Here is a 12,820-nt window from a genome sequence, read left to right on the forward strand (position 1 = left end):
TTTTATCCCTCAATTTTCTTAGTTCCGTCTACTATTTCTGCATCATAAAAACTAGCTTCATAGCCAATCTTTTTCGCATAAATTTCTCCAACATTGTGCTTAAAAACTTCGGCTTTATCTTTTTTCACAATTGCAATGGCGCTGCCGCCAAATCCTCCGCCAATCATTCTAGCACCTACTACTCCTTCTTGTTGCCAAGCAGCTTGTACCAAAGTATCTAATTCTTTGCCTGTAACTTCGTAATCATAGTGTAAAGAAATATGCGAAGCATTTAGCAAACGCCCCAATCTAGCTAAGTCTCCTTCTTCCATTACTTTCGTAGCCCGCAAGGCTCTCTCATTTTCACTAATTGCATGACGAGCTCTTCTTAGGAGTTTGTCATCATTAATTAAGTAAGAATACTCTTCTAAAGTTTCTGTATCTAATTCCCCTAGTGAATTAATCTCTAATTTATTTTTTAATAACTTTAATGCTTCTTCGCATTCTCTAACTCGATCATTGTAAGCAGAATCTGCTAAAGTATGTTCTTTATTAGTACTCATAATTACAATTTCATAATCAGATAATTCTAGGGGCTTGTATTCATACTCCATAGTATTACAGTCTAGAAAAATTGCACTATCTTTTTTACCCATAATACATGCAAATTGATCCATAATTCCTGAATTTAGACCGACAAATTCATTTTCCGTTTTTTGTCCTAGACGTGCTAATTTTTCCCTTGAAATGTCTAACCCAAATTCTTCTTTTAAAATTATTCCCATCAGCATTTCAATGGCAGCTGAAGAAGATAAACCAGAACCTGATGGTAAATCTGCTTCAAGATATAAGTTAAAACCTTGCTTAATTTGAGTTGGAAATAGCTCTCTCAAATAAGTTAACATCCCTTTTAAGTAATTTGTCCAAAATCGATCCTTTTGTTCTACACTTGAATCTTCTAAATCAAAAGCAACTACTTCTCCTTCAATATTTCCAGAGTAAAGTTTAACTTGTTGATCACTACGTTTTCCAAAAACACCGTATACTCCTAAACTAATCGCTGCTGGAAAAACATGACCCCCATTATAGTCTGTGTGTTCCCCAATTACATTAATTCTACCTGGTGAAAAATATACTGCCTCACCTTTTTCTTTAAATATATCTTGATATTTATCTAATAGTTCACTCTTTTTCATCTTTTTCTCCTCCATTTTTTGGTAACCGCTTACAAAATTAGTATAATAGTTTTGGAGACAATTTTAAAGCTTAAGGATTTTTCAGAAAATTATTTTCTTATGCTAGAATAAAACTATAAATTATTATGTTACACAAAGGAGTTAACTATGCGTATTTTAGTTATTGGTGGAGCTGGGTATATTGGTTCCCATGCTGTTAGGAAATTAATTGAGAATGGTGATGATGTTGTCGTTTTAGATGCATTATACACTGGACATAAGAAGGCAGTTGATAAGCGTGCTACTTTTTATCAAGGTGACATCGAAGATACTTTCTTAGTAAATAAAATTTTACGTGAAGAAAAAATTGACGCTGTTATGCACTTTGCTGCCTATTCTTTAGTTGGGGAATCTGTCCAAAATCCGCTCAAATATTATGATAATAATGTAACTGGAATGATTTCCTTACTACAAGCAATGCAAGATGCTGGAGTAAAACATTTAGTCTTTTCTTCTTCAGCAGCTACATATGGTATTCCTAAGAAATTGCCAATTACTGAAGATACTCCTCTTGATCCAATTAACCCTTATGGTGAAACAAAAATGATGATGGAAAAAATTATGCACTGGGCTGATAAAGCCAATGGTATCAAGTCAATTGCCTTACGTTACTTTAATGTAGCAGGCGCTGCAAGTGATGGAACAATTGGTGAAGATCACGGACCTGAAAGTCACTTAGTGCCTAATATTTTGAAGAGTGCGCTTGCCGGTGACGGAAACTTTACTATCTTCGGTGATGATTATGATACCAAAGATGGAACCAACGTACGTGATTATGTTCAGGTAGAAGATTTAATTGATGCTCACATTCTTGCTTTACAACACCTCATCAAAACTAATAAATCTGATATTTTCAATTTAGGGACTGCTCAAGGATACTCTAACTTAGAAATTTTAGAGAGTGCAAAAAAAGTTACTGGAATTGATATTCCTTATAAAATCGGCCCTCGTCGTGGTGGAGACCCTGACAGTTTAGTGGCTGATTCTACTAAAGCTCGAACTATTTTGGGCTGGAAGCCAAAACATGAAAATGTTGATGAAGTAATTGCTACAGCTTGGAAATGGCATCAAACTCATCCAAATGGTTATGCAGATAAATAAGTTAAAAATAGAGATCAAAGCAAAAATTTGATCTCTATTTTTTGATAAAATTTATCAGTGAACCTACTAACTTATTAACCGCAGTTAGTGGGTTATATCTAGGACTGACTCTCTTTTATATTGGAATATTAATTGCCAATTATTATAATCAAGAAAAATTTAAGATTCAATTTAAAAATATCTTTGCAATTTTTTGTCTTTTAATAATTGGATATATTACTACCTTATTCTTTGATACATTTGCTGTAATTACTGTTACAACAATGATTGTGATAATTTTAATTGCCAGTATTTATGTGCAAATTTTAATGAAAAATCATTAATTTAAATTTTTTTAAATTTTCGAGGCTTTTTCTTTGCTTTTTAAAAGAGGTAATCATAAACTATAAGTGTATTAAGAAAAAGATATATCAATTCAAAGAAATCGATATATTATTTTAGGAGGTATATATTATGGCTGATTACGAAAAAAGAGAATTGAAAGCATTGGACAGAATTGCTAAGAAGATTGCTGATGCAGAAGCTCACTTAACTAAGATTGAAGAAAGTGAACCTGACAAGCGTCACCGCACTGCTCAACACGAAACTATTAAGGACATCAAGTCAATCTTAAAGCACGCTAAGAAGATTGGTGAAGATGAAGTTAAAGATGCTGAAAAAGGTGACGAAGACAAAGGTGCTCGTTACGATGCAGCTGAAGAATCAACTATCAAAGAATTAAAGAGTGCATTCAAGGAATTAGACGAAGAATTAAGTCACTTGAAGGATGAAGATGGTTACGACATTAAGCGTTACCGTTCAGAACACCACTCATTAGAAAAGGCTAAGGAAATCCTTAAGAAAGCCGGCAAACTTTAAAAAGAAGTTTGAGATTAAAAAAACTACCTCGTTTGAGGTAGTTTTTTTGTATGAAAATTTTTGTAAAAAGAAAAGCCGTTTAGGCTTTTACTAATATTACTTCATTCGATAAGCAATTGTTTTAATATTTAAGAGATCTCTTGCAGATACATTATGAGAAATAGAATTTTCCCCATAAGATCCTGCTCCTAAGGTTAATGATGGCATTAAGTTATTATACATTCCACCAATTCCCCCCATTGCCGCTGGAGTATTTACTAAAATTCGGCATGCTGACATTGCAAGGGCAAAGTCTTTTACTAATTCTTTATCAGTCGTATGGATACCTGCAGTATGGCCTCGCCCACCATAATTTACTAAAGCACTACAAATTTCAAAAGCTTCTTCTTGAGAGTTAGCCTTGTAAAGTGTAAAAACTGGTGAAAGTTTTTCTGCAGATAAAGGATGCTGACGACCTACTCCTTGATATTCAGCAACTATTACTTGAGTATCAGCAGGAACATCTACTCCACACAAGCGTGCAATTTCTACTGCTGACTTCCCTGCAATTGGTCCAGCCACTGTTCCACGCTTGGGATCAATGAAGTTCTCTTCAAATTTCTTAATCTCTTCATCATTTAAAAAGTAACAATGTAAGTCTTCAAATTTACTCTTAACTTCATCATATACATCTTTATCAACCACTACAGAATTTTCAGATGCGCAAATCATCCCATTATCAAAAGTTTTTGAAGCTACAATATCTTTAACTGCCTGATCAAGATCGGCTGTTTTTTCAATATAGGATGGTCCATTACCAGGTCCTACTCCCAAGGCTGGTTTCCCTGAAGAATATGCAGCCTTTACCATGCCAGGACCACCTGTTGCCAAAATTGTTTGAATACCATCATGATTGATTAAAGTATTAGTAGCTTCTAAACTAGGTTCTTCAATCCATTGAATGGCGTTCGCAGGACCGCCCGCTGCCTCAATTGCTGCTTGCAGCACTTCAGCTGCTCTCTTACTAGCCTGTTGGGCTTGCGGATGAAAAGCAAAGACAATTGCATTACGTGTCTTTAAAGCAATCAAACTTTTAAAAATTACAGTAGAAGTAGGATTTGTGACTGGAGTAATTCCCACAATCACACCTACCGGTTCAGCAATTTCCGTCAAACCTTGTTTGGAATCTTCTTTAATGATTCCAACTGTTTTTTCATTTTTAATAGAATTCCAGACTGTTTGGCTCGCAAAAATATTCTTTTCTACTTTGTCTGCTACTTTTCCTCTTTTTGTTTCTTCTACAGCTAATTCTGCTAACTCTTCTTTATGAGCTAAAGCAGCTTCTACCATTGCCTCACATATTTTATCAACCTGCTCTTGAGAATACTCAGCCATTTGATCTAAGGCTTTATGGGCATTTTCGACATATTTATTGATTGTCTCTTTTAATTCAGCCATAACTTTCTCCCTTCATAAACAAGCTTTTTATATGTTTAGTATACAACAATTTGTGAATAAAATCACATTTATATAATGAAGCTAAATTGTGTTCTAATGATTTTTTTTGATAAAATATAGAAGATGATTAAAAAATGTAATAATATATTTTAATAATTTATGATAAAATTTTATTACATTTAGAAAGGATGAGAATATTCATGACAGAAAAAAACTCTGCTCCCAAAAAAGAAAATAATGGGCAAATGAAGCGGAGCTTAACTAATACTCACATCCAGCTGATTGCTCTTGGAGGAACAATTGGGACTGGACTATTCTTAGGAGTAGGTAACAGTATCAAATTAGCTGGGCCTTCAGTGATTATCATCTACGCATTAGTTGGATTTTTCCTTTTTCTATTAATGCGCGCTTTAGGAGAACTTGTTCTCTCCGATTTAAATAAGCATACTTATATTGATTTTATTACTCAATATTTAGGAAAAAACATTGGGTTTGTTACTGGCTACCTTTACTGGATCAGTTGGCTAACCTTAGCTATGGCTGAACTTACAGCCTTAGGTATTTATTTCCAATATTGGTGGCCTAAACTTCATCCCTGGATTCCCGCGGTTATTACCTTAGTAGTTTTATTGGGTATTAATTTAATTTCTGCTCGAGTTTTCGGAAATCTTGAATTCAGTTTTGCAATTATTAAAATTTTAACAGTTATTATTTTCGTAATCTTAATTTTCTATCTAATGATTACTGGAAAAAGTACCCATTATGGTGCTATAGGATGGGGGAATTTTATTACCGATGGTGGCTTCTTCCCTAAGGGAGGCAAAGGGTTCCTGATGGGATTCCAGATGGTTATCTTCTCTTTCATTGGAGTAGAGCTGATCTGTTTAACTGCTGCCGAAGCCCAAAATCCTAAAAAGACTTTACGTCGAGCAATTGAACAACTACCTGTAAGAATCATCTTATTCTATGTTTTAGCTATTGTTGCAATTTTGTTAATTATTCCATGGGATAAAGTTTCTACAAGTAGTTCCCCATTCGTTCAAGCCCTTGCTGCTACTGGAATTAAAAATGCTGGTTCTATTATTAACTTTGTTGTTATTAGTGCCGCTGTTTCTTCAACTAATAGTTTCATCTATAGTGCAGGTCGTCTACTATTTTCTATTAATTACAATGGAAAAAATAAATGGAGTAAGACTTTTGGTAAGTTAAATCGTCGTCAACTACCAGAAAATGCTTTAATTTTTTCTACACTAGTTATTGCTTTAGCACCAATTTTGAACTACTTTTTAGGAGACGCATTTGAATTTATTTCATCTACTTCTACAAGTATGTTCTTGATAATCTGGTGCCTAATGATCTTTACTCACCTTCGTTATCGAGCACAAACTCCTAAAGATCAATTGCCAGATTTCAAGATGCCTCTTTCTCCATGGACCGACTATCTAGATTTAATTTTCTTCATTGCCATGATTATTGTTCTATTGATTTTCCCAGATCACCGTATTCCAATGTTAACAGCAATTATTGTTTTCTTAGTCTTAATTGCTTTAACTAAGTTTATCCGTGAAGAACAAGAAATTAAGGAAGAAAATAATCAATAAGAAAAACTGAAAACATCAATAAAATCTAAAATAAAATCGTCCCTCTATCAAGGCCTTCTCAACCGTGAAATAGGGACGATTTTTTGTAATTAAAATTTACTTCTTTAGATCAATCTCTAAAAGTATTGGAGCATGATCTTTACGAGGTGTATCACTAAAAATTTTTAGATCTTTGATTTCTTTTTTCAAATCATCGGAAACCAAAAAATAGTCTATTCTCCATCCTAAATTATATTGTTTACTCGTTGGTACACGCTGATCCCACCAAGTATAGTCTTTTCCATCAGGGTTTAAATAGCGATAAACATCAATAAACCCAGCTTTTAATATTTCACTAAATCCTGCCCTTTCTTCGGGAGTATACCCTGCCTTCTTTTCCATGCGTTCGGGATGCTTCAAATCCAGTGAGGATGCAGCCACATTGAAGTCGCCACAAACAATTACCGGCTTCTTTTTCTTTAAATTTTTTAAATACTCACAATACTTTTTATCCCATACTTCCCTATCTTCTAACCGAAGAAGATTATTTCCAGAATTTGGAGTATAGACTTGAGTGATGTAAAAACCTTCAAATTCTAAGGTTAAGATGCGTCCCTCAAAATCCATGGGAACGGGGGCAAAAATAACTGGATATTCCACAGCAGGATGATAGTTTTCTTTGATTAAAAACATTGTACCGGCATAACTTTTACGTGCTGGCTCATCAGAGGAACGCCAAATTACCCGATAATCTGGGAAAAATTCATTTAACTTTGAAAGATGGGTGGCTGTAGGGCCACTTGCTCTTAATTTGGTCTCTTGAAAAGCAATTACATCAGGAGCTTCGTGGCGAATTTTAAGTAGTAAATTTCTAGTTTCCTGAGCACGTGAAGACTCACTAGTCAAAGCAGCATTTAAAGAATCAATATTCCAAGAAATAATTTTCATTTTTTGCACCCCTTTAACATTATTTTAAACCAAATAAACAAAATCAAATAAAAAAAGACTCTATAATATAGAATCTTTTCAGAGAAGTAATGTTTAAAATAAATTTTACTAAAAGAAGGAGATACAAAAGCATATCTTTTCTTAAAAATTATACAGAAGAAAAAGCATAGCAACTACCTATCCTTGCAGGCAGTTTCCCACCAACTACTTTCGGCGTTAAGAAGCTTAACTTCTGTGTTCGGCATGGGAACAGGTGTTTCCTTCTTGCTATCGTTACTATACTTTCTTTGAGCTTTTACACTCAAAACTGAATATAATCTAAAGCCTAAAACCTAGAGCTTTGGTCAAGTGCTCGACTGATTAGTACTAGTCCGCTTCACTCATCACTGAGCTTACACTCCTAGCCTATCTACCTCATCGTCTTTAAGGTGTCTTACTGCTTTCGCATCGGAAATCTCATCTTGAGGGGGGCTTCGCACTTAGATGCTTTCAGCGCTTATCCCGTCCATACATAGCTACCCAGCGATGCCGAAGGCTCGACAACTGGTACACCAGCGGTATGTCCATCCCGGTCCTCTCGTACTAAGGACAGCTCCTCTCAAATTTCCTACGCCCACGACGGATAGGGACCGAACTGTCTCACGACGTTCTGAACCCAGCTCGCGTGCCGCTTTAATGGGCGAACAGCCCAACCCTTGGGACCGACTTCAGCCCCAGGATGCGACGAGCCGACATCGAGGTGCCAAACCTCCCCGTCGATGTGAACTCTTGGGGGAGATAAGCCTGTTATCCCCAGGGTAGCTTTTATCCGTTGAGTGATGGCCTTTCCATACAGTACCACCAGATCACTAAGCCCGACTTTCGTCCCTGCTCGAGTTGTAGCTCTCGCAGTCAAGCTCCCTTATACCTTTACACTCTGCGAATGATTTCCAACCATTCTGAGGGAACCTTTGGGCGCCTCCGTTACACTTTAGGAGGCGACCGCCCCAGTCAAACTGCCCACCTGACACTGTCCTCGACCGCGCTTAGCGATCTGAGTTAGAGGATCCATCAAACAAGGGTAGTATCCCAACATTGCCTCCGATAAAACTAGCGTCCTATCTTCTCTGGCTCCTACCTATCCTGTACATGTTTAACAAATACTCAATATCAAGCTACAGTAAAGCTCCATGGGGTCTTTCCGTCCTGTCGCGGGTAACCCGCATCTTCACGGGTATTATAATTTCACCGAGTCTCTCGTTGAGACAGTGCCCAAATCATTACACCTTTCGTGCAGGTCGGAACTTACCCGACAAGGAATTTCGCTACCTTAGGACCGTTATAGTTACGGCCGCCGTTTACTGGGGCTTCAATTCAAACCTTCGCTTGCGCTAAGCTTTCCTCTTAACCTTCCAGCACCGGGCAGGTGTCAGCACCTATACGTCATCTTACGATTTTGCAGATACCTGTGTTTTTGATAAACAGTTGTTTGGGCCTCTTCACTGCGGCTGATCTTTTACAATCAGCACCCCTTCTTCCGAAGTTACGGGGTCATTTTGCCGAGTTCCTTAACGAGAGTTCTCTCGCTCACCTGAGGATACTCTCCTCGACTACCTGTGTCGGTTTGCGGTACGGGTAAAACTACTCTGGCTAGAAGCTTTTCTTGGCAGTGTGACATCATGACCTTCGCTACTTAACTTCACTACGCATCACGTCTCAAGCTTTTAAAGACAAGCATTTGACTCATCTTAACTCTTAACGCTTGCACATGGATATCCAACACCATGCGTCATTAGCCTCCTGCGTCCCTCCATTGCTCATAACAAGCAGTTTCAGTACAGGAATTTCTACCTGTTGTCCATCGGCTACGCCTCTCGGCCTTACCTTAGGTCCCGACTTACCCTGGGCGGACGAGCCTGCCCCAGGAAACCTTAGTCTTACGGCGGATAGGATTCTCACCTATCTTTCGCTACTCATACCGGCATTCTCACTTCTAAGCGCTCCATTAGTCCTCTCGATCTAACTTCACCGCACTTAGAACGCTCTCCTACCACACATATAATATATGCATCCACAGTTTCGGTACTATGCTTAGCCCCGGTAAATTTTCGGCGCAGCGTCACTCGACTAGTGAGCTATTACGCACTCTTTAAATGATGGCTGCTTCTAAGCCAACATCCTAGTTGTCTACGCAACTCCACATCCTTTTCCACTTAGCATAGATTTGGGGACCTTAACTGGTGATCTGGGCTGTTTCCCTTTCGACTACGGATCTTATCACTCGCAGTCTGACTCCCGTGCATTGATATCTGGCATTCGAAGTTTATCTGGATTCAGTAACCCATGACGGGCCCCTAGTCCAAACAGCGCTCTACCTCCATTATCATTCACACGAGGCTAGCCCTAAAGCTATTTCGGAGAGAACCAGCTATCTCCAAGTTCGTTTGGAATTTCACCGCTACCCACAACTCATCCCCGCGATTTTTAACTCACGTGGGTTCGGTCCTCCAGTGTGTTTTACCACACCTTCAACCTGGTCATGGGTAGGTCACTTGGTTTCGGGTCTACGTCACATTACTCTTTCGCCCTATTCAGACTCGCTTTCGCTACGGCTCCGTCTTTTCTGACTTAACCTTGCAACATAACGTAACTCGCCGGTTCATTCTACAAAAGGCACGCCATTACACTTTAATGTGCTCTGACTACTTGTAGGCACACGGTTTCAGGTTCTATTTCACTCCCCTCCCGGGGTTCTTTTCACCTTTCCCTCACGGTACTGGTTCACTATCGGTCACTAGTTAGTATTTAGCCTTACGAGATGGTCCTCGCGGATTCAATCGGGATTCCTCGTGTCCCGACCTACTCAGGATCCTGCTAAGTCTTGTCGCAATTTCGCTTACGGGGCTATCACCCTCTCTGGCTTATCTTTCCAGATAATTCTGCTATCACTTCAAGTACTACATCGCAGTCCTTCAACCCCAACTGGCAAGCCAGTTGGTTTGGGCTCTTTCCTGTTCGCTCGCCGCTACTTAGGAAATCGATTTTTCTTTCTCTTCCTGCAGCTACTTAGATGTTTCAGTTCACTGCGTCTTCCTTCGTATAACTATTTATTCATCATACGATAATACCTCTCGGTATTGGGTTCCCCCATTCGGATATCTCCGGATCATCGCTTACTTACTGCTCCCCGAAGCCTTTCGTGGTTCGTCACGTCCTTCATCGGCTTCTAGTGCCAAGGCATTCACCATGCGCCCTTTTCTACTTGACCTATTTCAAGTTTGAGTTTCTCTCTTCTTCTCGGTCGCTCTTCAATCTGTTTCTCTTTCGATTGTCTCGGTTTTTTGCTTTGATTATATTCAGTTTTCAATGTACTAACTCTTGAGAACTTCTTTACTGCCCTCAAAACTAAACAAAAATTCTTCTGTGTGCCTTTTTCTTGTTTGGCTTTCTGACTTCTTTTAGTGTCTTCACACTCTCCATCAGTTGCCCTTCCTTAGAAAGGAGGTGATCCAGCCGCAGGTTCTCCTACGGCTACCTTGTTACGACTTCACCCTAATCATCTGTCCTACCTTAGACGGCTGACTCCTTAAAGGTTATCTCACCGGCTTTGGGTGTTACAGACTCTCATGGTGTGACGGGCGGTGTGTACAAGGCCCGGGAACGTATTCACCGCGGCGTGCTGATCCGCGATTACTAGCGATTCCAGCTTCATGTAGGCGAGTTGCAGCCTACAATCCGAACTGAGAACGGCTTTCAGAGATCCGCTTGCCTTCACAGGTTCGCTTCTCGTTGTACCGTCCATTGTAGCACGTGTGTAGCCCAGGTCATAAGGGGCATGATGACTTGACGTCATCCCCACCTTCCTCCGGTTTGTCACCGGCAGTCTCATTAGAGTGCCCAACTTAATGATGGCAACTAATGACAAGGGTTGCGCTCGTTGCGGGACTTAACCCAACATCTCACGACACGAGCTGACGACAGCCATGCACCACCTGTCTCAATGTCCCCGAAGGGAAAGCCTAATCTCTTAGGTTGTCATTGGATGTCAAGACCTGGTAAGGTTCTTCGCGTTGCTTCGAATTAAACCACATGCTCCACCGCTTGTGCGGGCCCCCGTCAATTCCTTTGAGTTTCAACCTTGCGGTCGTACTCCCCAGGCGGAGTGCTTAATGCGTTAGCTGCAGCACTGAGAGGCGGAAACCTCCCAACACTTAGCACTCATCGTTTACGGCATGGACTACCAGGGTATCTAATCCTGTTCGCTACCCATGCTTTCGAGCCTCAGCGTCAGTTGCAGACCAGAGAGCCGCCTTCGCCACTGGTGTTCTTCCATATATCTACGCATTCCACCGCTACACATGGAGTTCCACTCTCCTCTTCTGCACTCAAGTTTAACAGTTTCTGATGCAGTTCTTCGGTTGAGCCGAAGGCTTTCACATCAGACTTATTAAACCGCCTGCACTCGCTTTACGCCCAATAAATCCGGACAACGCTTGCCACCTACGTATTACCGCGGCTGCTGGCACGTAGTTAGCCGTGACTTTCTAGTTGATTACCGTCGAATAAAGGCCAGTTACTACCTCTATCTTTCTTCACCAACAACAGAGCTTTACGAGCCGAAACCCTTCTTCACTCACGCGGCGTTGCTCCATCAGACTTTCGTCCATTGTGGAAGATTCCCTACTGCTGCCTCCCGTAGGAGTTTGGGCCGTGTCTCAGTCCCAATGTGGCCGATCAGTCTCTCAACTCGGCTATGCATCATTGCCTTGGTAAGCCGTTACCTTACCAACTAGCTAATGCACCGCAGGTCCATCCAAGAGTGATAGAAATCCATCTTTCAAACTCTAGACATGCGTCTAGTGTTGTTATCCGGTATTAGCATCTGTTTCCAGGTGTTATCCCAGTCTCTTGGGCAGGTTACCCACGTGTTACTCACCCGTTCGCCGCTAGCTTGTATCTAGTTTCATGAAATGCAAGCATTTCAATCATCTAGGCAAGCTCGCTCGACTTGCATGTATTAGGCACGCCGCCAGCGTTCGTCCTGAGCCAGGATCAAACTCTCATTTCCTTTTTGAAATGAGCTTTTCTTAGCTCTTAACGTTTTTTTGATTTGTTATCTCAAATTTATTGCTTGCGAATTGACTTCGCTTTGTTTGGGGTTTATTTCCCCCGCACACTTACGAATTTTTGTTCAGTTTTCAAGGTACTAAAGCGTCGGTTGACTACTTATCTATTATATCATACTTGTTTTTTACTTGCAAGAGATAATTTTATTTTTCACTCTCTAAAAATATTCTTTTTCAGACAGCTATAATATCATATTACATCTCTCAAATAAATGCAAGAGTTTTTTTGATATTTTTCTCTTCGTGAGAAGCATATTATAATTTACACTCTTTTTATTAGTTCGTCAAGTACTTTTTTATATTTTTTCAAAAATACTTATTCCTACCTTTAAATTCCTTTCCTTGTTATTCTTTACCCTTACTTTATACCACCCATTCCCCTTTAATCTTATCCACTTATTTCCTTGTATTACCAACCTTTTGATTACCCCACCATTTTTAATTAATTCCATTTTCACTCTTTGCCTTTCTTGCTGGGTAATGTGAATCCAACATTCATTTTTTATACCTACTTCATTACTTTCTGCTTTTGCCATTCCATTATATATTCCACCTTCACCTATTAATTTCATTTATC

7 protein-coding genes, 3 rRNA genes and 1 pseudogene are annotated in these 12,820 nt (G+C 39.5%); 4 read left to right on the forward strand and 7 right to left on the reverse strand.

All coding sequences use genetic code 11. The features are described from left to right. Window positions 1–2 precede the first annotated feature (2 nt). The gene (locus FP433_RS06545; protein WP_265483969.1) at window positions 3–1,175 is read right to left on the reverse strand and encodes a galactokinase; all 1,173 of its coding nucleotides are present in this window, start codon (window positions 1,173–1,175) and stop codon (window positions 3–5) included. Between the two features lie 147 nt (window positions 1,176–1,322). On the opposite strand from FP433_RS06545, the gene galE reads away from it, so the two are divergent. The 3 genes from galE (at window position 1,323) to FP433_RS06560 (ending at window position 3,173) form a co-directional block, all read left to right on the forward strand. Continuing rightward, on the forward strand, window positions 1,323–2,315 hold the full coding sequence (gene galE, locus FP433_RS06550; protein ID WP_265483968.1) for a UDP-glucose 4-epimerase GalE: 993 nt from the start codon (window positions 1,323–1,325) through the stop codon (window positions 2,313–2,315). A 41-nt stretch (window positions 2,316–2,356) separates the two neighbouring features. Next, window positions 2,357–2,638 (forward strand): hypothetical protein, encoded by a 282-nt coding sequence (locus tag FP433_RS06555; protein WP_265483967.1) that lies wholly within the window; start codon window positions 2,357–2,359, stop codon window positions 2,636–2,638. A 130-nt stretch (window positions 2,639–2,768) separates the two neighbouring features. After that, on the forward strand, window positions 2,769–3,173 hold the full coding sequence (locus tag FP433_RS06560; RefSeq protein WP_265483966.1) for a hypothetical protein: 405 nt from the start codon (window positions 2,769–2,771) through the stop codon (window positions 3,171–3,173). A 105-nt stretch (window positions 3,174–3,278) separates the two neighbouring features. On the opposite strand, the pseudogene FP433_RS06565 reads toward FP433_RS06560, so the two are convergent. Next, a pseudogene (locus FP433_RS06565) lies at window positions 3,279–4,610 on the reverse strand (aldehyde dehydrogenase family protein); the annotation flags it as partial. 200 nt (window positions 4,611–4,810) lie between these two features. Here FP433_RS06565 and FP433_RS06570 point away from each other — a divergent pair. Further along, on the forward strand, window positions 4,811–6,211 hold the full coding sequence (locus FP433_RS06570; protein ID WP_265483965.1) for an amino acid permease: 1,401 nt from the start codon (window positions 4,811–4,813) through the stop codon (window positions 6,209–6,211). A 96-nt stretch (window positions 6,212–6,307) separates the two neighbouring features. On the opposite strand, the gene FP433_RS06575 is transcribed toward FP433_RS06570, so the two are convergent. The 5 genes from FP433_RS06575 to FP433_RS06595 all read right to left on the reverse strand — a co-directional run bounded on the left by FP433_RS06575 (window position 6,308) and on the right by FP433_RS06595 (window position 12,815). Beyond that, on the reverse strand, window positions 6,308–7,138 hold the full coding sequence (locus tag FP433_RS06575) for an exodeoxyribonuclease III (protein WP_265483964.1): 831 nt from the start codon (window positions 7,136–7,138) through the stop codon (window positions 6,308–6,310). Between the two features lie 164 nt (window positions 7,139–7,302). Continuing rightward, a 5S ribosomal RNA gene (rrf, locus tag FP433_RS06580) occupies window positions 7,303–7,419 on the reverse strand. A gap of 59 nt (window positions 7,420–7,478) precedes the next feature. Next, window positions 7,479–10,385: ribosomal RNA gene (locus tag FP433_RS06585) — 23S ribosomal RNA — on the reverse strand. Window positions 10,386–10,614: 229 nt separating this feature from the next. Further along, a 16S ribosomal RNA gene (locus tag FP433_RS06590) occupies window positions 10,615–12,185 on the reverse strand. The 16S, 23S and 5S rRNA genes sit together here, the layout of an rRNA operon. Before the next feature lie 354 nt (window positions 12,186–12,539). Then, on the reverse strand, window positions 12,540–12,815 hold the full coding sequence (locus FP433_RS06595; protein WP_265483963.1) for a hypothetical protein: 276 nt from the start codon (window positions 12,813–12,815) through the stop codon (window positions 12,540–12,542). Between the last annotated feature and the right edge of the window lie 5 nt (window positions 12,816–12,820).

Source organism: Lactobacillus sp. PV012 (assembly GCF_014522325.1).
In the GTDB taxonomy this organism is placed as follows: domain Bacteria; phylum Bacillota; class Bacilli; order Lactobacillales; family Lactobacillaceae; genus Lactobacillus.